The following is a 20,777-nucleotide window of genomic DNA, read 5'->3' on the forward strand; positions in this document are numbered from 1 at the left end:
ACAACACTATGAAAATAAAGAGCCAGAAGGACTTCTATTCGGGACTCCTGTTCATGGCGATGGGCATCGCCTTCGCATGGGGAGCCACCACTTACACGATCGGCGAGGGCGCCCGCATGGGACCCGGCTACTTCCCGCTCGTGCTCGGGATCCTGCTGACGCTCATCGGCGTGTTCATCGTGTTCGAAGCCATGGTCGTCGAGACCGAAGACGGCGAGGTGATCGGCAAGGCCGCATGGAAGCCGCTGTTCTTCATCATCGCCTCCAACGTCGTCTTCGGCATCTGCATCGGCGGCCTGCCCAAGATCGGCGTTCCCGCCATGGGCCTGATCGTCGGCATCTTTGCGCTGACCTTCGTCGCCGCCCTGGCCGGCGAGGAGTTCAAGGCCAAGGAGGTGTTCATCCTCTCCGTCGTCCTGGCCGTCATGAGCTACGTCGCCTTCATCCTGCTGCTGAAGCTGCAGTTCCCGGTGTGGCCGAGCTTCCTCACCGCCTGACGGAAGAAAGAAGAACATGGATCTGATCTCGAACCTTTCGCTGGGCTTCAGCGTGGCCTTCACGCCGATCAACCTGCTGTACTGCTTCATCGGCTGCGTGCTCGGCACCGCCATCGGCGTGCTGCCCGGCATCGGCCCGGTGGCGACCATCGCCATGCTGCTGCCCGCAACGTATGCCCTGCCCCCCGTGGCGGCGCTGATCATGCTGGCCGGCATCTACTACGGTGCCTCGTACGGCGGCTCCACCACCGCCATCCTGGTGAACCTGCCAGGCGAGTCGTCCTCGGTGGTGACGGTGATCGACGGCTACCAGATGGCAAGGCAGGGCCGCGCGGGCCCGGCGCTTGCCGCGGCGGGCATCGGCTCGTTCTTCGCCGGCTGCGTCGCCACCCTGATCCTGGCCGCCTTCGCGGCGCCGCTGACGGAAGTGGCGTTCAAGTTCGGCCCGGCCGAATACTTCTCGCTGATGGTGCTGGGCCTCATCGGCGCAGTGGTGCTGGCCTCCGGCTCCCTGGTCAAGGCCATCGGCATGATCGTGCTGGGCCTGCTGCTCGGCCTGGTCGGCACCGACGTGAACTCCGGCGTGGCGCGCTTTTCGTTCGACATCCCGGAACTCACTGACGGCATCGGCTTCATCGTCATCGCGATGGGCGTGTTCGGCTACGGCGAGATCATCTCCAACCTGGGCAAGCACGAGGACGAGCGCCAGGTGTTCACCGGCAACGTGACCGGCCTGTTCCCCACCAAGGAAGACTTCAAGCGCATGTGGCCCGCCATCCTGCGCGGCACCGCGCTGGGCTCCGCGCTGGGCATCCTGCCGGGTGGCGGCGCGCTGCTGTCGGCCTTTGCGGCGTACACGATCGAGAAGAAGACCAAGATCCATCCGGGCGAAGTGCCGTTCGGCAAGGGCAACATCCGCGGCGTCGCTGCGCCGGAAGCGGCCAACAACGCCGGCTCGCAGACCTCCTTCATCCCGCTGCTCACGCTGGGCATCCCGCCCAACGCCGTGATGGCGCTGATGGTGGGCGCGATGACGATCCACAACATCCAGCCCGGCCCGCAGGTGATGACCAGCAACCCGCAGCTGTTCTGGGGCCTGATCGCCTCGATGTGGATCGGCAACCTGATGCTGGTCATCCTGAACCTGCCGCTGATCGGCATGTGGATCAAGCTGCTGACCGTGCCCTACCGCTGGCTGTTCCCCTCCATCGTGTTGTTCTGCGCCATCGGCGTCTACTCCACGAACAACAACACGTGGGACATCTGGATGGTGGCGATCTTCGGCGTCATCGGCTACCTGTTCATCAAGCTCGGGTGCGAGCCGGCGCCGCTGCTGCTCGGTTTCATCCTGGGGCCGATGATGGAGGAGAACCTGCGCCGCGCGCTGCTGCTGTCGCGCGGCGACTGGAGCGTGCTGGTCACGCGGCCGCTGTCCGCCGGCCTGCTCGCGGCTGCCTTGCTGCTGATCGTCATCGTGGCCTTGCCCGCGGTGAAGAGCAAACGCGAGGAAGCCTTCGTCGAGGAATGAACGCGCTGCCTGCTCGCTCATGAAAAGGCGCCCACCGGGCGCCTTTTTCTTTGCGCGACAATCCGCACATGGCCCAGCTCACTGCCCACCCGCAACGGGTGGCGCTGCACAACGAGATCCACGCGCGCCCACCCGCGGCGATGGCCGCGCCGCTGGTGCTGTCGCACATCGTCATGGTGGCCGATGCCGCCGGGCGCGAGGCCTCGCGCGCACACCTGGCGGCGCTGCTGCGCGACCACCACCTGCCGCAGCCGGATGCGCAGGGCACGCATGTCCGGCTGGAGGTGGGCGGCTTTCGCATCCGCTGGGAGCTGCACACCGAATTCGTCACCTGGACGTTCTCGCGGCCGTTCGACGACGCCGGCTTCGGTGAGCAGGAGCCGGCCACCGCCATCCAGGCGGTGCCGCAGGACTGGCTGGCGGCGCTGCCGGGGCAATGCCTTGCCGCGTTGCACCTGTGGGTGCTGCCCACGCGCGAACTGGCGCAATCCGCGCTGACGCGCCAGCTGCTGCGCGAAGAGTCCCTGGTCGGCTCCACGGTGGCGCACGGGCGCGGCGCCGTGTTCACCGACTTCGCGATCCACGCCGACGGCTACTCGCGCATCGTGCTGCAGGCCGACGGCCTGCAGCCACGGCGCCTGGGCCGGCTGGTGCAGCGCTTGCTGGAGATCGACACCTACCGCATGGCCGCACTGCTGGGATTGCCGGCCGCGCGCGAGTCGTCCGCCTTGCTGGGCCTGGCGGAGATCGAGCTGGCGTCGCTGGCCGAGTCCATCCGCATCGCCGGCCGGCACGAGGAGCCGCAGCTGCTGGACCGGTTGACGCGCCTGGCCGGCCAGGTGGAAAGCCACTACGCCGCCACGCACGCGCGGTTCAGCGCCAGCGCCGCGTATTTCGAGCTGGTCGATGGGCGGGTGCAGGACATCGCCGAGGCCAAGCTGGGCGAGCTGCAGACGCTGGGCGAGTTCATCGAGCGGCGCCTGTCGCCGGCGCGCGCCACCTGCGCGTGGTCGGTGCGGCGCCAGGACGCGCTGTCGCAGCGCGTCTCGCGCATCAGCAACCTGCTGCGCACGCGGGTGGAGATCGAGCAGCAGCAAAGCAGCCAGGCCCTGCTGGCCACGATGAACCGGCGGCAGGACCTGCAGCTGAAGTTGCAGGCGACGGTGGAAGGCCTGTCGGTCGCCGCCATCACCTATTACATCGTGGGGCTGGTGAGCTACCTGGCCCGGGGCGCCCGCGCGATCGGCTGGCCCTTCAGCGCCGAGAGCACCGCCGCCTGCGCGATCCCCGTGGTGGCGATCGCGGTGTGGCTGGCGCTGCGCCGGCTGCACGCGCGGCTGCTGGCCGGCTGATGCCGGACGCGCGCGAACAGCGCATGTCGGGGCTGGTGCTGGCGCTGCTCGGCGCCATCGCCTTCAGCGGCAAGGCCATTCTCGTGAAGCTCTCGTACCGGTACGGCGTCGATGCGGTCACGCTGATCATGTTGCGCATGCTGTTCGCGCTGCCGATCTTCGCCGCGATGGCCTGGTGGGCCGGCCGCGGCCAGCCGCCGCTGTCCGGCCGCGACTGGGCAGCCGTCGCCGGCCTGGGCTTCAGCGGCTACTACCTGGCGAGCTTCCTCGACTTCCTGGGCCTGCAGTACATCTCCGCCTCGCTGGAGCGCCTGATCGTCTATCTCAACCCGACGCTGGTCCTGTTGCTCGGATGGCTGCTGTACCGCCGCCCGTGGACGCGGGCCCAGCTGGCCGGCATGGCCGTGAGCTACGCCGGCGTGCTGCTGGTGTTCGGCCAGGAACTGCGGCTGGAGGGACGCAACGTCCCGCTGGGCGCCCTGCTGGTGTTCCTGAGCACCATCAGCTATGCCCTGTACATGGTCTACAGCGGGCAGGTGGTGCGCCGGCTCGGCTCGCTGCGGCTGGTGGGGCTGGCCACCAGCGTGGCCTGCCTGTTGTGCATCGCGCAGTTCGTCGCGCTGCGGCCCTTGTCCGCTGCCTTCGCGGTCGCGCCGCAGGTGATCTGGCTGTCGGTGATCAACGCCGTGCTCGGCACGGCCGTGCCGGTGCTGCTGGTGATGATGGCAATCGAACGCGTGGGGGCCGCCACGACTTCGCTGGCGGGCATGGTCGGACCCTTGTCGACCATCTTCCTGGGCGTCTGGCTGCTGGGCGAACCGTTCACGGCGTGGCTGGCAGCGGGGACGGTGCTGGTGATCGCGGGGATTTTTGTTTTCACGCGCGGGGCGCGGTGAGGTGCGGGGTTTGAAACGGCGGGGTCGCTTCGCGAACCCGCCCTACGAACGTGGGGCCCCGTAGGCCGGGTTGCGCGAAGCGCACCCCGGCGCTCTCACCGCATCCGCACCCGCTGCGGAATCGTCACCGACGGCTTGCCGGTGTGCGCATCGAGGCGATTGCCCATCGCGACCTCCAACTGCTCCAACCGCTGCTGCGCCGGCGGATGCGTGCTGAGCGTCAGCGAGAACAAGGGGTTGTCCGGCGCCGCGGTGCGCAACTGCTGCAACACGGCGGGCAGGCCATACGGATCGAACCCCGCGCGCGCCGCGAGCGCCACGCCCTGGCGGTCCGACGCGAATTCGTCCGCCTGGTCCAGGCCGCTGGAATACAGGTTCTTGCCCAGCGCCAGCATCTGCGCGGAAATCACGCCGCCCACGTTGTTGCGCAGTTGCGAGGCGATCAGCTGCGTCGCCAGCCCGGAGCGCGCCTTGGCCGACAGCGCCCGCAGGTGGTGCTTCTCGGTCACGTGGGTGATCTCGTGCGCCAGGATGCCGGCCAGCTCGGCCTCGTCGACGCTGTCCACCAGCCCCTTGGTGACGAAGACGTAGCCGCCCGGTGCGGCGAACGCGTTGAAACCGGGATCGTCGAGCACGCCGAAGGTCCACGGCAACTGCGGCCGGTCGGAATGCAGCGAGATCCAGCGGCCCAGCCGGTTCACGTAGCGTTGCAGCGCGGCGTCCGGGTGCAGCGGCTTGCTGCCCAGCAAGACCGCGGCAAGCTGCCGGCCGATCTCGATTTCCTTCGGCTCGTCGATGGATTCCACCGACTGCTGCAGCAACTGGTACACGTCGCCGCTGTTCGCTGCGGCAGGGCCGGCCGACGTGACGCCGGGGATGGCGATGTTGCCCGGCAGCTGCCGCAGGATGTTGCCGAACTGCGCGTGCGCCGGGGACGCCAAGGCGATGCACGCGGCGCAGGCGGCGGCTTGCAGGAGCGAGGCGGGGTTCTTCATGGCGCGACCTGCTGGCCCGGGTTGCCGGCGGGCGAGGCGGTGCGGCGTGACGGCTCGGGCAGCGCCTCGACGGTGGCCGTGCGCAAGTCGGCATTGCGCGCGAAGGTGCGGGCATCCGCTTCGCTCTGGCGCAAGCCTTCCATGCGCGTGACCGCGCCGGGGTTGGGTTGCGCATTGGCCAGGTCCTGCGCGTCCAGGCCGCGGATGCCGGCGGTGCTGCCGGTCTGCGTCTGGCGGTTGCCGCCGAACAGGCCGGTGACGCCCCGCAGGGCATTGCCGGTGGTACTGCCGCCTTCCTTGGCCGCACTGGCGGGGCCGATGTCGAACAGGTGCACCCAGCCGGTTGCGCCTGCGTCCGTGCGGACCTGGACCCACGGGCCTTGCCGTTCGCCGGTGCGGGCGACGGCGGCCTGCGCGGGCAGCGCGGCGATGCTCCTGCCCTTGTCGCCGGGGGCGTCGCGCAGATCGGTCGCCCGACGCGTCACGGCCGCCTCCTGCGCTGAGGCAGCGGGCAGCAGCCCGCCGGCCAGGACAACCACGCACAGGGCGTGGAGGAGGACGGTGCGTATCATGTGCGGCTCATTCCAAACACGCGGGCATTGTATGAATTTGGGCATTACAGGCAAATGGGCGCTGGTCTGCGGCGCCAGCAAGGGTTTGGGCTACGGCTGCGCGCAGGCGCTGGCGCGCGAAGGCGCCCATGTGGTCATCGTGGCACGGACGGCCGACGCATTGCAGGCAGCGGCCGAGCGGTTGCGCGCCGACCCGGAGGTGCCGAAGGGCACGCAGGTCGAGCCGATCGCCGCCGACATCACCACGCCGGAGGGCCGCGCCAAGGTGTTCGCCTTCCGCAAGGATTTCGACATCGTGGTGACCAATGCCGGCGGCCCGCCGCCTGGCGACTTCCGCGACTGGGACCGCGACGCCTGGATCAAGGCGGTGGACGCCAACATGCTGACGCCCATCGAGTTGATCAAGGCAACCGTCGACGGCATGGCTGCGCGCGGCTTCGGGCGCATCGTCAACATCACCTCCAGCTCGGTGAAGGCGCCGATCGACATCCTGGGCCTGTCCAACGGCGCGCGCAGCGGCCTGACCGGCTTCGTGGCGGGCGTGGCGCGCACCAGCAAGCTGGCGTCGGCCAACGTCACCATCAACAACCTGCTGCCTGGGTCGTTCGACACCGACCGCATCAAGGCCACCCTGGAAGGCTCGGCCAAGAAGACGGGCAAGACGGTGGAGGAGGTGCGCCAGGCGCGCATGAATACCATCCCTGCGAAGCGCCTGGGCACGCCGGATGAATTCGGAACGGCCTGCGCGTTCCTGTGCAGCGCGCAGGCCAGCTACCTCACGGGCCAGAACCTGCTGATCGACGGCGGCGCATACCCGGGCACCTACTGAGTTCTACGGTGGCGACGGACATCCTCGCCCTGGGCGAGCCCATGGTGGAATTCAACCAGGCGGGCGACGAGGGCGGGCGCACCTACCTGCAGGGATTCGGCGGCGACACGTCGAATGCGGCGATCGCCGCCGCCCGGCAGGGCGCCCGCGTCGGCTACCTCTCGGCCGTGGGCGACGATGTCTATGGCCGCATGCTGCGGGAACTGTGGACGCGGGAGGGCGTGGACCACGGCGGCGTGCGGACGGACCCGCAGGCCTTCACGGCCGTGTACTTCGTCAATCACGACGCGCGGGGCCATCACTTCAGCTTCTTCCGCCAAGGCTCCGCGGCCAGCCGCATGCGCCCGGCCGACTTGCCGCTGCAGCAGATCCGGCAGGCGAAGGTGCTGCACCTGTCCGGCATCTCCGCGGCCATCTCCGATTCGGCCTGCGACACCTGCTTCGCGGCGGTCGATGCGGCGCGGGCGGCCGGCGTGCGGGTGTGCTTCGACACCAACCTGCGGTTGAAGCTCTGGCCGATCGCGCGGGCGCGCGCCGTGATGCGCGACTTCATCGGGCAGTCGGACATCTGCCTGCCAAGCCAGGAGGACATCAGTGCGATCAGCGGCCTGGACGACGCCGACGCGCTGGCGGATTTTTGCCTGGCGCTCGGGGCGAAGATGGTGGCGTTGAAGCTCGGCGCGCAGGGCGCCTTGCTGGCCGACGGCCAACGGCGCATCCGCATTGCGCCGCATCCCTGCAGGCCGGTGGATGCGACGGGCGCGGGGGACACGTTCGGAGGTGCGTTTCTCGCGCGGTTGGTGGCGGGTGATGATCTGGAGACCGCAGGGCGCTATGCGGCGGTGGCAGCGGCGCTATCTACGGAGGGGTACGGCGCCGTGGATCCGATTCCGCGAGCAGCCGCGGTGCGGGCGGCTCTCCCGTAGGCCGGGGTGAGCCCGGAGGCGAACCCCGGTGGCTGGCGGCTGGACACCGGGGTTCCTGTCGTCACCGCCGGCCTACGAATTCGAAATCCGCCAAACGCTTCTAATCCCCAAACTGTCCCGTGATCGCCGCGCTGATCCCCCAATCCAACGGCAACTTCCCCTCGCGGGTGTAGCGGTGCAAGCTGGAATACGGCCAATCCCGTGCTCGCAGCACCCATCCATGTTTCACCGGGTTGAAGTGGATGTAGTCGATGTGGCGGGCCATGTCTTCCTCGTCGCGGATCTGGTGCTCCCAGAAGCGGTGTTGCCACAAGCTGCGCTCGCCCTTGCGGCGTCGCGTGCCGGATGCCGCCTCCTGGAGCGCGCCGCCAGCCTGCAATCGCCGGGTGAAGGATTGCTTCAGCAGCATCCAGCGGGTGCCGTAGTCGTTGTCTCCAGGCGGCAGGGTCCAAATGGCGTGCAGGTGCTCGGGCAGCACCACGATCGCATCGATGGTGAAGGGGCGACGGCAACGCACCGCGGCCATGCAGGCGCGCAGCTCGGCGACGTGGTCGACGAGATGGCGGCCACTCCGGTCTTCCAGCGCCAGGGTGAAGAAGAAGGTCGCTCCTTCGGCTTTGCTGCGGATGTAGCGGGGCATGCAGGTACAACGCGTGCGCGGCGTGGCGGGCGTCCTCCGAGCGGGGGAGGACGCCGGTCACCGGGGTTCGGCTTCGCGCTCACCCCGGCCTACGAGGTCACCCCGGCCTACGAGGTCACCCCGGCCTACCCGTAGGCCGGCGGTGAGCCCAAAGGCGAACCCCGGTGAGCGATGGGCGCCGATCCATCCGTAGGCCGGCGGTGAGCCCGGAGGCGAACCCCGGTGAGCGATGAGCGCCAGTCAATCCGTAGGCCGGCGGTGAGTCCGAAGGCGAACCCCGGTGAGCGATGAGCGCCGATCCATCCGTAGGCCGGCGGTGAGCCCGAAGGCGAACCCCGGTGACCGGGCGACAGCCCTCACCCCCGGCCCTCCCCCAAAGGGAGCGGGAGGAAGATCAGGTCGCCGCCAGCCTCATCTCCGCGACGACACCACAATCCCACCCACGATCAACGCGAACGCAACGCCGTGATACGGCTGCGGCGGCTCGCCAAGGAACGCGGCGGAGAACAGCGCGGCGAACAAGGGCGTGAGGTTGGAGAAGAAGCCGGCGATGTTCGGGCCCACCCTCTGCACGCCCAGGCCCCAGGCCCGATACGCCATGATGGCCGGCCCGGTGGCGATGAAGGCCAGCGCAGCCGCCAGGGGCCACCCCCACTGGATGGACTGCGTGGTGACTCCGGCCTCGACCGCGGCGAACAGTCCGGACCACAGCAGGCCCGGCACCAGCTGCGCCATCAGGAAACGCGCCCAGTCCGAGCGGATCTCCGCCGGATCGCCGGGCCGCGTCAGCAGCCAGCTGTACAGCGCCCATGCCGCCGTCGCCACCAGCATGTAGAGGTCGCCCCGCACGAACCGCACCTGCGCGAGGTGCTCGAAGTCACCGTGCGCTAGCACCACGACGACGCCCGCAATCGACAGCGCCGCGCCCAGCAATTGCCGGGCGGTGATCTTCTGGCCGAAGAACAGCGCACCCAGCGCCAGCATGAAGACGGGAATGCTGGACGCGACCAGCGTGACGTTGACCGGCGTCGAGGTCTTCACCGCGAGGTACTGCAATGCGTTGTAGCTGCCGACCCCCAGGAAGCCCAGCACCGCGAAGCGGCCGAAGCGGCCCCACAGCGGACTGTCGGCGCGCAGCAATTGCCAGGCAAACGGCAGCAGGATCACGAAGGCCAATGCCCAGCGCAGGAAGTTCAGCGCCAGCGGCGGCACCAGCGGCGCCACCGCGCGGCCGATCACGGCATTGGCGGCCCACAGCAGCGGCGGCACCGTCAGCAGCAAGGCGGTGGAGAAAGTCAGGCGCTGGTGCATGGAGGCGCGACTTTAGCCCACGCGGTAGGATGCGCGGCACGCACCACAAAACAGGAGACCTCCCATGACCAAGGCAGTCCAGATCCGAAAGACAGGCGGCCCGGAGGAGATGGAGATCGTCGACGTGCAAGTCGGCGATCCCGGCCCCGGCGAGATCCGCATCCGCCATCGCGCGGTCGGCCTGAACTTCATCGACGTCTACCAGCGCACCGGCCTCTACCCCTTCCCCATGCCGCTGACGCTGGGCATGGAAGGCTCCGGCATCGTCGAGGCGGTGGGCGACGGCGTGAAGCACCTCCAGGCCGGCGACCGCGCGGCGTACGCCAGCCAGCCGCCAGGCTCGTACTCGGAAGTGCGCGTGATGCCCGCCAAGTGCGTGGTCAAGCTGCCGGAGGCGATCAGCTTCGAGACGGGCGCCGCCATGATGCTCAAGGGGCTCACCGCGCAATACCTGCTCAAGCGCACGCTGCCGCAGGGCGGCCTGAAGGAGGGCGATTTCGTCCTGTTCCACGCCGCCGCCGGCGGGGTCGGCCTGATCGCGGTGCAGTGGGCCAAGGCACTCGGCCTGCAGTTGATCGGCACGGCGGGCAGCGACGAGAAGTGCGCGCTGGCCAAGTCGCTCGGCGCCGCGCACGTCATCAACTACGCCAAGGAAGACTTCAAGGAGCGGGTCAAGCAGATCACCGGCGGCCGCGGCGTGAAGGTGGTGTACGACTCGGTCGGCAAGGACACCTGGGACAAGTCGCTGGACTGCCTGCAGCCCTTCGGCCTGATGGCCAGCTTCGGCAACGCCTCCGGCCCGGTGCCCCCGTTCGCCCCCGGCATCCTGGGTGCGAAGGGCTCGATCTACGTCACGCGCCAGACGCTGTTCACCCACATCGCCACGCGCGAGGCCACGCAGGAGATGGCGGACGACCTGTTCGCCGCCGTCACCAGCGGCAAGGTGAAGATCCGCATCGACCAGACCTTCCCGCTGGCGAAGGTGCGCGAGGCGCACGTCGCGCTCGAAGCGCGCAAGACGACCGGCTGCACGATCCTCACCCTGTGAACAGGCTGCAGCTGACGGCCGCCTGGCGGGCGCGGTTGCAGTCGCTGCTGGAGCGCCCGCCGATGCGCCCGCGCGTGCCCTTGTGGTGGCACGGCCAGCGCATCGGGTCGGTGGAGCCTGGCTTCTTTCCCTACGCAGGCATTGCCGGCGGCGGACTGGTGCGCGGCAGCGCGGCCGGCTGGCACGTCGAGGGCGACGACCTGTCGCAGTCGCTGGCCGAACTCGCCAACCGGCTGCGCGAGCGGCGCCTCACCCACACCTGGCGCGACGAGCTGCTGGCCGTTCGCGATGACACCGGCGCCGTGCTCGGCACCGTCGAGCGCGCCGCCGTGCGGCCGCTGGGCGTGCCGACGCATGCCGTGCACCTGGTCGGCCTGGATCCTCACGGCCATCACTGGGTGCAGCGGCGCGCTTCGAGCAAGCCCACGGACCCGGGCCTGTGGGACACCCTGGTGGGCGGCATGGTGCCGGCCGGCGACACGGTGCCGCAGGCACTAGAGCGCGAAACCTGGGAGGAGGCGGGGCTGCGGCTGGCGGACTTGCACGAGATGCGGTACGGCGGGCAGGTGATCACGCGCCGGCCTTCGCCGGAAGTGCCGCACGGCTACGTGGTGGAGGTGCTCGACTGGTATCTGTGCAACGTGCCGGCCGGCATGCAGCCGGCCAACCAGGACGGCGAGGTCGACGAGTTCCGCGCCATGCAGGACGATGAAGTCGCGCGGCGGCTGCAAGCCGGCGAGTTCACGCTGGACGCGGCGGCGATCCTGGTGGCCGCCTTCGCGCCGACGGCGCCGGTCAGCGGCTGACGCGCTTGCGCTTCGCCGCGGGCGCGTCGCCCATCATGTGTTCCAGCACCGAATACACGGCCGCGGTGTCGTCCGCGCCGTGGCCCAGGGCCATCGCCGCGTTGTAGATCGGCAGGGTGGCGGCGAACAGCGGGGCTGCCGTCGCGCTGGCGGTCAAGGCGTCGTTGATCAGGCGCATGTCCTTCTGCCACGTCGACACCTTCATGGTCACCTTGTCCCACGAACGGTCCACCATCGACGGGCCGCGCACCTGGAACATGCGCGAGCCGCCGGCGCCGTCGGCCACCACTTTCACGATGGTCGCCGGGTCCAGGCCGGAGCGCGCGCCCATCAGGATCGCCTCGGCCGTGGACACGTTGTGGATGGCCACCAGCAGGTTGGCCACCAGCTTCATGCGCATGCCGTTGCCGAAAGCGCCGACGTCGTAGCGCGCGCGCGAGAACCCCGCGAAGACCGGCGCGAAGGCCTGGATCGCCTTGGCGTCGCCGCTGGCGTACACGGCGAGGTCGCCGGTGACGGCCTGCGCGCCGGTGCCGGACAGCGGGCAGTCCAGCAGCGTGATGCCGGCCTTGTCCAGCACGCCGTGCGCGCGCAGCTTCGCGGCTTCCGGCAGCGTGCTGGTCTCCGCGACGATCAGTTTCTTCGCGCGCGATGCGGCCAGCTCGTTGCACACGGCCTCGAGCGCTTGCTCGCTGGGCAGCGACAGCACGATGAAGCCGCAGCGCTGCGCGACTTCGGCGGCGCTGTCGCACGCGACGCCGCCCGCCTTGGCGAGCCTGCTGCGAGCCTTGGCCACCGGGTCGTATCCCACCACGGGGAAGCCCGCCTTCAGCAGGTTGGCGGACATGGCCGAGCCCATGATGCCCAGGCCGATCACGCCCACGGTGACGGCCGTGGCCTCTTTCATCTTCTTGTTCATCCGGTCCTCGATTTCATGGCGCGTGCGCGCGGGCGGCCCAGCGCCTCGGGTGCGAAGCGCTCCAGCAGTTGCGGGTAGGTGGTGCGGGCGCCGGCCAGGAAGTTGTCGACGGCAAAGCCCACCTGCGTGAGGAAGTCGACGTTGATCTTCATCTGGTACACGTGCTCGCGCATCGCCATGTAGAAGATGCCGCCATGCAGGCTCCACACGAATTCCATCTCCTCTTCGACGATTGGCGCGTCCGTGTCGGGAATCCCGCAGGCGTGGCGCACTTCGCGGCAGTAGGCGGGCAGCAGGTGCTTGCGCACCAGCTGGATGTAGCGGCGGTTCAGCGTCGGATCCGACAGGCCGGCATACATGTAGATGCGGATCCATTCGGGCCGGTACGTCGCGGCCGCGTACTGCCGGTAGAACTCCACCAGCCGCTCGCGCAGCGGCACCTTGCGGTCCTGCAGCAGCGGGATCCACGCCGGGTTCCAGCGGCCCTCGAACACCGTCTGGTAGACGCGCTCGACCAGCGCCTGCTTGTTGGGGAAATAGCGGTACAGCAGCGGCTGGGTCACGCCTAGCCGCTTGGCGAGTTCGCGCGTCTGGCCCGAAAAGCCGACCTCCGAAAAGTAGGCGATGGCCCCGTCGATGATCTGGCGCTCGCGGTCGCCCGGAGCGAGCCGCAGCTTGCCGGCGGTTCCGGTGCGCTGGCGCTGTGGCGTCCGGCTTCCTGGCATCAGAGTGGCTTCACTCGCCCTTGATGTTGTTGTCGGCGACGAGCCTGGCGTATTTGCCGATTTCCGCGGCCAGGAAGGTCCGGAATTCATCCTGCGTGCTGGCGTGGGCCTCCACGCCGAGGTCGGCGAATTTCTGCTTCAGGTCCGGGTCGGCCATCACCTTCACCAGCGCCGCGTGGTAGTTGTCCACGATCGCCTTGGGCGTGCCTGCCGGCAGGAACACGCCCCACCAGTTCTCTGCCACCAGGCCTTGCAGGCCGGCTTCGGCAAAGGTCGGCACGTCGGGGAAGTTGCGGTTGCGCGTGCCGCTCGTCACGGCGATCGCCCGCAGCTTGTTGACCTTGATGTGCTGCGAGACCGGCAACGCGTCGGCGACCATCATGTCGATGTGGCCCGCCAGCAGGTCGTTCACCGCCTGGCCGCCGCCCTTGTAGTTGATGCCGTTCATCTTCACCTTGCCCTGCCGCATGATCATCTCGCCGCCCAGGTGCGCCATGCTGCCCGGCCCGCTGGTGCCGAAGGTGAGGGTGCTCGGCTTCGCGCGCGCGGCGGCGAGGATGTCGTTGAGGTTCTTGTACGGCGAGGAGGCCGGCACCACCAGCACGTTGGGCCCCGTCGCGGTCAGCGCGACCGGGACGAAGTCCTTGTCGATGCTGTACGGCACCTTGGTGATCAGCGGATTCACCGCCACCGGGCCGAGGTTCCCCACCACGAAGGTGTAGCCGTCGTTCGGCTGCCGAGCCGTGTATTCCATGCCGATCGAGCCGGCCGCGCCGGGCTTGCTTTCGATGATGACCGGCTGCCCCCAGTACTCGCTGAGCTTCTGTCCCATGATCCGGCCCATCAGGTCGGAGCTGCCGCCCGCGGGATACGTCACGACCAGCTTGACAGGCTTGTCGGGAAACTTCTGCGCATGCGCGGCGATGGGCAGGAGGGCGGCGCAGGCACAGGCCAGGACGAAGCCCTGCACGCTCTTGCGGAAGGGGAAGACTTGTCTCATCGGGTCGCTCCTTGGATGGTGTGACGTCGCGCGCCCGGAAAAAACCCCGTGGCGCCGCGTTCCGATCCAATCTATTATCGTTTGCTAAACAAGGACTCCCGTACTTTCCCGCATGTACCAACCTTCTTCCCCCGGATCGCGCGCCGACCAGACGTTGTCGCTCAACATGACGCTGCTGGCCCAGCATGAGCTGGAGGGCTACGGCGGCCTGGGCGAAGGCGTCGCCTTGCAGCTCACCAAGGACGGCCGCCGCATCCTGTGGCTGGCGCACGAATCGGCGCCCAAGAATTTTTCCGGCGTGGACGTCACCGATCCGCGCAAGCCGCGGCTGATCGTGCAGACCGACCTGCCGCACATGAAGCTGCGCTCCAATTCGCTCGACCTGGTGGGCGACACGCTGGCCGTGGCCTACCAGGCCAGCACCGTCGGCATCAAGCCGGCGGGGGTGGACCTGTTCGACGTGAGCGTGCCCGAGAAGCCGCGCCTGATTTCGCACTTCGACTGTTCCGGCCCGCATTCGCGCGGCGTGCACGCGCTGTGGTTCGTCGACGGCACCACCATCCACATGTCGGCCGGCTCCGCCGACTTCCAGCCGCGCAATCCGCTGGACGACCAGTTCTACCGCATCCTCGACGTGTCGAACCCTTCGAAGCCGGTGGAAAAGGGGCGCTGGTGGTATCCCGGCACCCGCGAGGGCGACGAAGCGCCGGCGCCGGCGCGCCTGCCCAAGAAGTTCGACATGGGCTTTCGCGCCCACAACACCAACGTGTTCCCCGAGCGGCCCGACCGCGCCTACGTCGGCTACATCGACGGCGGCGCCTTCGTGCTGGACATCTCGGACCCCGCGCGCATCAAGGTGGTGTCGCAGTGGAATCCGTCGCCGCCCTTCAACGGCTTCACCCACACGGTGCTGCCCCTCTTCGACCGCGGCCTGTGGATCGTCAGCGACGAGTGCGTGCTGGACGAGGGCGCCGACTGGCCCAAGCTGGTGTGGGTGATCGACGCGCGCAACGAGGCCAACCCGGTGCCCATCGGCACCTTTCCGGCGCCGCCCTTCCAGGCCTTCGCCAAGCGCGGCGGCCGCTTCGGCGCGCACAACCTGCACGAGAACCTGCCGGTGCCGGGCTCCTTCCGCTCCGACACCATCATGATCGGCACCTTCTTCAACGCCGGCGTGCGGGTGTACGACACCACCGATCCCTATCGGGTGGAAGAGATCGCCTATTACGTCCCCGGCGCGCCCAAGCTGTCGCCCGCCGGCGCCGTCCAGCTGAACGACGTGTACGTGGACGAGAACCGCATCGTCTACACGGTGGACCGCTTCACCGGCGGCCTGTACGTGCTGCAGCTGGAGATCTGAGGCACTGGCGTGAACACGGTGCGCGACCCGCTGGCCGGCAAGCTGCCGGTGACACTGATCACCGGCTTCCTGGGCAGCGGCAAGACGACGCTCATCTCGAAGCTGCTGCGCCATCCCGACATGAACCGGGTGGCCGTGGTGATCAACGAGGTGGGGGAGATCGGCATCGACCACGACATCGTGGCGATGTCCTCCGAAAACATCGCGCTGCTGGCCAACGGCTGCATCTGCTGCTCGGTGCGCACCGACCTGCAGGAAACGCTGCGCGACCTGTTCGCGCGCCGCCGGGTGGGCGAGATCGCGGACTTCGACCGCGTGATCATCGAAACCACCGGCCTCGCCGACCCGGCGCCGGTGGTGCAGACGCTCGCCGGCGACACGCTGATCGCGGCGCACTTCCGGCTGGACGGCGTGGTGACGCTGGTGGACGCCGTCAATGGCGCCACGCAACTGGCCAACCACGCGGAACCCGCCAAGCAGATCGCGCTGGCAGACCGCGTGCTGCTCACCAAGACCGATCTCGCCAGCGCGCAGCAGGTCACGGCGCTCACCGAAGCCATCCACGAGATCAATCCCGGCGCCGGCGTGATGCCGGTGCTGAACGGCGAAGTCGAACCGCGTGACCTGGTGAACCTGGGCCTCGCGAGTGCGCGGGCGGGTGCCGCGACGCTGCGGTTCCTGGGCGAGCCGCTCGAAGGCGAAGGGTCAGGCGGGGAGGCACGGCTGGGACGGCGGCCGGCGCTGCACGACGGCTCCATCCGCACGCTGTCGCTGCGCTTCGACCAGCCTTTCACCTGGAGCAGCCTGTCGGCCGCGCTCGAACTGCTGGCGACGCTGCGCGGGCCCGACCTGCTGCGCGTCAAGGGCATCGTCAACGTCGAAGGCAAGCCGGTGGTGGTGCAGGGTGTGCAGCACATCTTCCATCCGCCGGTCACGCTGGACCGCTGGCCGGGCGACGACACCCGCACGCGCCTGGTGTTCATCACGCGCCGCATCGAGGCCGACACCATCCGCAACCTGCTGCAGGCCGTGGCGCAGGTGGCGAGCACCGCTTGACAGGCGCGCGGCCAGATAAATTATCATACGATCAACAAAAAGGAGACGCCTTGTTCTACACGTGTACCCCTGACTGCACGGACCCGCGCCACCAGCACGGGCGCGCCCGCTCGGCGCACCTGAAGCTGCCCGGCGCGCGCGCCGCCACCGCCGTGAAGACGGTGGTCCGCGGTGGCCGCGGCAACAAGGCCAAGGTGGTGGACCTGCACTGCCACTACCTGAACCCGGAGGTGAACGCCAAGACGGCACACCTCAACGCGGCGCAGTACGACCCCACGGTGACCTTCGCCAACGAGCTGACGCGCGAAACCAACGTCAAGCAGATGAAGACGCGCGCCCCCAAGCTGACCGGCATCACCGAGCGGCTGAAGGACATGGACCGCATGGGCGTGGACATCCAGGCCGTGTGCCCGGCGCCGTACCACTTCTTCTATTTCACCGAGCCCGACTACGGCGCGCAGCTGGCGCGCGAGGTCAACGAAGGCATCGCCAGGCTGGTCGCGGACACGCCGGATCGCTTCGTCGGCCTCGGTTCGGTGCCCTTGCAGAACGCCGAACTGGCGGTGCGCGAGCTGGACTACGCGGTCAAGAACCTCGGGCTGCGCGGTGTCGAGATCTGCACCAACGTCAACGGCAAGAACCTCACCGATCCGTCGCTGGGCCTGGAGAAGTTCTTCGCCCGCGCCGAGGAACTGGGCATCGTGATCTTCATGCATCCGCTGGGCTTCACGCACGGGGATCGGCTCACGGAGCACTACTTCAGCAACGTGATCGGGAACCCGCTGGAATCGACGGTGGCGGTGTCGCACCTGATCTTCGACGGCGTGATGGCGCGCCACCCCAAGCTGAAGATCTTGGTGGCGCACGGCGGCGGCTTCATCGCGCACTACTGGGCGCGCATGGACCACGCCTGGCGGGCGCGGCCGGACTGCCGCACCGTCATCAAGCGGCCGCCGTCCTCTTACCTGCAGAAGTTCTACTTCGACACCATCACGTTCGACCCGGAGATGCTCAAGCACCTGATCGACAAGTACGGCGCCGACCACGTGGTGCTGGGCACCGACTACCCGTACGACATGGGCGAGGACGATCCGCTGGGCCTGGTCAAGCAGGTCAAGCGCCTGCCGAAGGCCGACCGCGACCTGATCATCGGCGGCAACGCCGCGCGGCTGCTCAAGATCAAGTTCTGACGGCGACGCGGGAACCACGATGGCGGACAGCGACAACGGCTTCGACGCCCGCGCCTTGCGGCAGGTGCTCGGCGCGTTCGTCACCGGCGTCACGGTGATCACCACGCTGGATGCGCAGGGCCGCCCGCACGGACTGACCGCCAACTCGTTCAGCTCGGTGTCGCTCGATCCGCCGCTGATCCTGTGGAGCCAGTCGCTCACCGCTCCCAGCCATCCGGTGTTCCGCGCGGCGGAGCGCTTCGTGGTCAACATCCTGGCCGATGACCAGGTGGAGGTGTCGCAGCGCTTCGCGCGCGGCGGCGCCGACAAGTTTTCGGGTTGCGCCACGCGCCCCGGTCTCGGCGGCGTCCCCCTCATCGAGGGCTGCTCGGCGTACCTGGAATGCCGGCGCATGGACAGCTTTCCGGGCGGCGACCACGTCGTGTTCCTCGGGCAGGTCGACCGCATCGAGCGCAGCGGCCGGCAGCCGCTGGTGTTCGGCGGCGGCCGCTACCTGGTCGCGCAGCCGCACGACATGGGCGCTCCCGCCGCGGGCGGCGCCAACATCGCGCGGCTGCAGGCGGTGCGGCTGGCCACGCGCGCGCTGGTGGAACTGTCCGACGAACTGGACGAAACGCTCGGCCTCGGCGTGTGGGGCAACAAGGGCCCGACCATCGTGCGCTGGGAAGAAGCCAGCCAGCCGGTCAGCGACAACCTGCGCACCGGCCTCGTGCTGCCGGTGCTGGCGTCCGCCACGGGGCTGGCCTTCGCCGCCTGGTTGCCGCCCGAAACCACCGCGCCGTTCATCGAAGCGGAGCTCGCGCAAGGCGGCATGGCGGGCGCCACGGCGTCGAGCGCCGGCGTCACCGAACAACTGGACCTGATCCGCACCACCGGCATCGTGCGGCTGGTGGGCACCGATGCGTTTGCCGACCTGTACGGCGCCAGCATCAGCGCGCTGAGCGTGCCGGTGTTCGACCCCTCCGGCGGCATGGTGCTGGCGCTCACCGCGCTGGGCAGCACGCTACGCCTCGACATCAGTGAAGAGGGCCGGCTGGTCAAGGGCCTGCGCGAATGCGCGGCCACCCTGTCGCGCCGGCTCGGCGCTTCCGCGCCCCCCACTTCCTCCACCCGGACTTCCCAGGAGAACCCCGAATGAAACTCGGCACCTTCATGATGCCCCTGCATCCGCCGGGCCGCAACGCGACGCAGACGCTGGCCGAAGACCGCGAGGCGATCCTGCTGGCGGACAAGCTCGGCTACTGCGAAGCGTTCGTCGGCGAGCACGTCACCGATCTTGCGGAGAACGTCACCTCCAGCCTGATGTTCCTGGCCTCCCTGGCGCACGAAACCCGGGACATCGTGCTGGGCAGCGGCACCCTCAACCTGCCCAACACGCACCCGGCCGCCGTGGCCGCGCAGGTGGCGATGCTGGACCACATCCTGAAGGGCCGCTTCATCATGGGCATCAGCCCGGGCGGGCTGATGTCGGATGCCGAGGTGTTCGGCAACTACCAGAAGAACCGCAATGCGATGTTCGTCGAGAGCATCAACATGATCCTGAAGATCTGGGAAAGCGAAGGCCCGATGGACCTGCAGGGCGAGTTCTTCAAGGTGTCGACCAGGCAGACCGCGATTCCCGAGATCGGCCAGGGCCTCATCCTCAAGCCGTACCAGCGGCCGCATCCGCGCATCGTCGGCACCGCGGTGGCGCCGTTCTCGCAAGGCGTGACCGAGATGGCCAAGCGCGGCTGGCAGCCGATCTCCGCCAACTTCCTGCTGCCCGAGTGGGTGAAGACGCATTGGCCCAAGTACGTGGAGGGGCGCGAGGCGGCGGGCGCCAAGGCGGCGCCGGCCGAATGGCGCGTGGCCAAGTCGATCTTCGTCGCCGACGACGAATCCGTCGCGCAACGTTACGGCAAGGGCAGCGAAGGCCCGTACCACTTCTACTTCAAGCAGCTCTCGCGCAAGCTGGTGGGCGGCGGCCGCTCCAACCTGTTCAAGCTCGACCAGGCGCAGCCTGACAGCGAGATCACGCCCGACTACGTGACCAACCGCCTGGCCATCGCCGGCACGGTGAACAGCGTGGTCGACCAGCTGCTCGCATTCCGCGAACAGGTCGGCGACTTCGGCACCTTGCTGTACGCCTGCCACGACTGGGTGGACCCGGCGCTGGCCAGGCGCTCGATGGAGCTGATGGCCGAGCAGGTGATGCCGCGCGTCAATGCCGCCATCGCCGCCGAAAGCAAGCCATGACGGCTCCTTCCGCGATCGGCCTGCGGGGCCAGCAGGTTGCCTACCGGCTGGAGGGCCGCAAGGGCGCGCCCGTGGTGCTGCTGGTGCACGGCATCCTCACCGACCATCGGGCCTGGGACGCGGTGGCGGCGGACCTGGGCGCGGACTTTGCCGTGCTGCGCTACGACGTGCGCGGCCACGGCGGCAGCACGGCGCCCCCCGCGCCTTACACCATGGAGCAACTCGCCGCCGACGTGCCCGAATTGCTGGACGCGCTGCGCATCGATCGCGTGCACTTCGTCGGCAGTTCGCTCGGCGGCATGATCGGCCAGCAGGTGGGCGCGCGCCATGGCCACCGGCTGCTGACGCTGACGCTGGCCAATACCGGCGCCGCGCAGGCCGCCGCGGCCGCGTGGCAGGAACGCATCGACGTGGCGCGGGAGCGGGGCGTCGCTGCACTGGCGGAGCCGACCATGCAGCGCTGGTTCACCGAAGCGTGGCGTCAGGCCCATGCGGCCGAAGTGCAGCGCATGACGGATCTGCTGCTGGGCACGTCGGTCGAAGGGTATGTCGGCTGCGCGGCGGCCGTGCGCGACCTCGCCCAGCTCGACCTGTTGCCCCGGATCGCCGTCCCGACCCTGGTGGTCGCCGGCACCGAGGACACGGCGATGCCCCCGGCTGCCACCGCGAAGATCGCGCAACTCGTGCCCGGCGCCCGGCTGGTATCGCTACCCACTGGCCACCAGGGCGCGGTCGAGCAGCCGCAGGCCTTTTGCACGGCCTGGCGCGAATTCGTCGCCGCCCACACATGAGGTAGGCCTCCTACACGACCACGGCTAGGGTGCTTGCAGGGCGCCTGGGGTTCGCCGCCTAAAGTCCTCCCCGTACCCGGGCCGTGCCTGGGGCTGCAGAA

The 20,777-nt window shown here is 68.9% G+C and carries 21 protein-coding genes; 14 read left to right on the top strand and 7 right to left on the bottom strand.

Annotated features, from left to right (window positions below; all coding sequences use genetic code 11):
* Positions 1 to 8: 8 nt before the first annotated feature.
* From WG902_RS11795 to WG902_RS11810, 4 genes are all read left to right on the top strand, one after another.
* A complete protein-coding gene (locus WG902_RS11795; RefSeq protein WP_340060278.1) occupies positions 9 to 497 on the top strand; it encodes a tripartite tricarboxylate transporter TctB family protein in 489 nt (162 codons plus the stop codon).
* 16 nt (positions 498 to 513) lie between these two features.
* Complete coding sequence (locus WG902_RS11800) at positions 514 to 2,025, top strand: tripartite tricarboxylate transporter permease (RefSeq protein ID WP_340060279.1); 1,512 nt, start codon at positions 514 to 516, stop codon at positions 2,023 to 2,025.
* Positions 2,026 to 2,093: 68 nt separating this feature from the next.
* Positions 2,094 to 3,377, top strand: coding sequence for a DUF3422 family protein (locus WG902_RS11805; RefSeq protein WP_340060280.1), 1,284 nt, complete (start codon positions 2,094 to 2,096; stop codon positions 3,375 to 3,377).
* Entirely contained in the window at positions 3,377 to 4,273 is an 897-nt protein-coding gene (locus WG902_RS11810; RefSeq protein ID WP_340060281.1) for a DMT family transporter, read from the top strand. The genes WG902_RS11805 and WG902_RS11810 overlap by 1 nt, the downstream gene beginning before the upstream one ends.
* A gap of 95 nt (positions 4,274 to 4,368) precedes the next feature.
* Here WG902_RS11810 and WG902_RS11815 read toward each other — a convergent pair whose 3' ends face one another.
* Positions 4,369 to 5,268 carry a M48 family metalloprotease gene (locus WG902_RS11815; protein WP_340060282.1) on the bottom strand — a complete coding sequence of 300 codons (900 nt, stop codon included), beginning with the start codon at positions 5,266 to 5,268 and terminating at the stop codon, positions 4,369 to 4,371.
* Positions 5,265 to 5,840, bottom strand: a complete 576-nt coding sequence (locus WG902_RS11820; protein WP_340060283.1) for an SH3 domain-containing protein — start codon at positions 5,838 to 5,840, stop codon at positions 5,265 to 5,267. The genes WG902_RS11815 and WG902_RS11820 overlap by 4 nt, the downstream gene beginning before the upstream one ends.
* Positions 5,841 to 5,871: 31 nt before the next feature.
* Between WG902_RS11820 and WG902_RS11825 the strand changes: the two genes are divergently transcribed.
* A complete protein-coding gene (locus WG902_RS11825; protein WP_340060284.1) occupies positions 5,872 to 6,669 on the top strand; it encodes an SDR family oxidoreductase in 798 nt (265 codons plus the stop codon).
* Positions 6,670 to 6,677: 8 nt separating this feature from the next.
* Complete coding sequence (locus WG902_RS11830; RefSeq protein WP_340060285.1) at positions 6,678 to 7,595, top strand: sugar kinase; 918 nt, start codon at positions 6,678 to 6,680, stop codon at positions 7,593 to 7,595.
* 100 nt (positions 7,596 to 7,695) lie between these two features.
* Here the strand turns inward: WG902_RS11830 and WG902_RS11835 are convergent, their stop codons facing one another.
* Both WG902_RS11835 and WG902_RS11840 read right to left on the bottom strand, forming a co-directional pair.
* Positions 7,696 to 8,235: an REP-associated tyrosine transposase gene (locus WG902_RS11835; RefSeq protein WP_340060286.1), complete on the bottom strand. Its 540-nt coding sequence runs from the start codon at positions 8,233 to 8,235 to the stop codon at positions 7,696 to 7,698.
* 411 nt (positions 8,236 to 8,646) lie between these two features.
* Positions 8,647 to 9,546, bottom strand: coding sequence for a DMT family transporter (locus tag WG902_RS11840; protein WP_340060287.1), 900 nt, complete (start codon positions 9,544 to 9,546; stop codon positions 8,647 to 8,649).
* Between the two features lie 64 nt (positions 9,547 to 9,610).
* Here WG902_RS11840 and WG902_RS11845 point away from each other — a divergent pair, with 64 nt between their 5' ends.
* Positions 9,611 to 10,594, top strand: coding sequence for a quinone oxidoreductase family protein (locus WG902_RS11845; protein ID WP_340060288.1), 984 nt, complete (start codon positions 9,611 to 9,613; stop codon positions 10,592 to 10,594).
* Positions 10,591 to 11,400, top strand: coding sequence for an NUDIX hydrolase (locus tag WG902_RS11850; protein WP_340060289.1), 810 nt, complete (start codon positions 10,591 to 10,593; stop codon positions 11,398 to 11,400). Before WG902_RS11845 ends, WG902_RS11850 begins: the two co-directional genes overlap by 4 nt.
* Here WG902_RS11850 and WG902_RS11855 read toward each other — a convergent pair.
* Genes WG902_RS11855 through WG902_RS11865 form a run of 3 tightly spaced genes read right to left on the bottom strand, consistent with a single transcriptional unit; the run spans position 11,390 to position 14,044 of the window.
* Positions 11,390 to 12,319: an NAD(P)-dependent oxidoreductase gene (locus WG902_RS11855; protein WP_340060290.1), complete on the bottom strand. Its 930-nt coding sequence runs from the start codon at positions 12,317 to 12,319 to the stop codon at positions 11,390 to 11,392. The two genes, WG902_RS11850 and WG902_RS11855, sit on opposite strands and share 11 nt — an antisense overlap.
* Positions 12,316 to 13,044 carry a TetR/AcrR family transcriptional regulator gene (locus tag WG902_RS11860; protein ID WP_340060291.1) on the bottom strand — a complete coding sequence of 243 codons (729 nt, stop codon included), beginning with the start codon at positions 13,042 to 13,044 and terminating at the stop codon, positions 12,316 to 12,318. Before WG902_RS11860 ends, WG902_RS11855 begins: the two co-directional genes overlap by 4 nt.
* 10 nt (positions 13,045 to 13,054) lie before the next feature.
* Entirely contained in the window at positions 13,055 to 14,044 is a 990-nt protein-coding gene (locus WG902_RS11865; protein ID WP_340060292.1) for a Bug family tripartite tricarboxylate transporter substrate binding protein, read from the bottom strand.
* A 112-nt stretch (positions 14,045 to 14,156) separates the two neighbouring features.
* Here WG902_RS11865 and WG902_RS11870 point away from each other — a divergent pair, with 112 nt between their 5' ends.
* From WG902_RS11870 to pcaD, 6 genes are read left to right on the top strand one after another with little or no spacing between them, the layout of a single operon-like run.
* Entirely contained in the window at positions 14,157 to 15,404 is a 1,248-nt protein-coding gene (locus WG902_RS11870; protein ID WP_340060293.1) for an LVIVD repeat-containing protein, read from the top strand.
* Between the two features lie 9 nt (positions 15,405 to 15,413).
* Positions 15,414 to 16,460 (top strand): CobW family GTP-binding protein, encoded by a 1,047-nt coding sequence (locus WG902_RS11875; RefSeq protein WP_340060294.1) that lies wholly within the window; start codon positions 15,414 to 15,416, stop codon positions 16,458 to 16,460.
* A 50-nt stretch (positions 16,461 to 16,510) separates the two neighbouring features.
* Positions 16,511 to 17,650 carry an amidohydrolase family protein gene (locus WG902_RS11880; protein WP_340060295.1) on the top strand — a complete coding sequence of 380 codons (1,140 nt, stop codon included), beginning with the start codon at positions 16,511 to 16,513 and terminating at the stop codon, positions 17,648 to 17,650.
* A gap of 19 nt (positions 17,651 to 17,669) precedes the next feature.
* Positions 17,670 to 18,788: a flavin reductase gene (locus WG902_RS11885; RefSeq protein WP_340060296.1), complete on the top strand. Its 1,119-nt coding sequence runs from the start codon at positions 17,670 to 17,672 to the stop codon at positions 18,786 to 18,788.
* The gene (locus tag WG902_RS11890; RefSeq protein ID WP_340060297.1) at positions 18,785 to 19,885 is read left to right on the top strand and encodes an LLM class flavin-dependent oxidoreductase; all 1,101 of its coding nucleotides are present in this window, start codon (positions 18,785 to 18,787) and stop codon (positions 19,883 to 19,885) included. Before WG902_RS11885 ends, WG902_RS11890 begins: the two co-directional genes overlap by 4 nt.
* Positions 19,882 to 20,676 carry a 3-oxoadipate enol-lactonase gene (pcaD, locus tag WG902_RS11895; RefSeq protein WP_340060298.1) on the top strand — a complete coding sequence of 265 codons (795 nt, stop codon included), beginning with the start codon at positions 19,882 to 19,884 and terminating at the stop codon, positions 20,674 to 20,676. Before WG902_RS11890 ends, pcaD begins: the two co-directional genes overlap by 4 nt.
* Positions 20,677 to 20,777 lie beyond the last annotated feature (101 nt).

Source organism: Ramlibacter sp. PS3R-8 (assembly GCF_037572435.1).
Lineage (GTDB): Bacteria > Pseudomonadota > Gammaproteobacteria > Burkholderiales > Burkholderiaceae_C > Ramlibacter.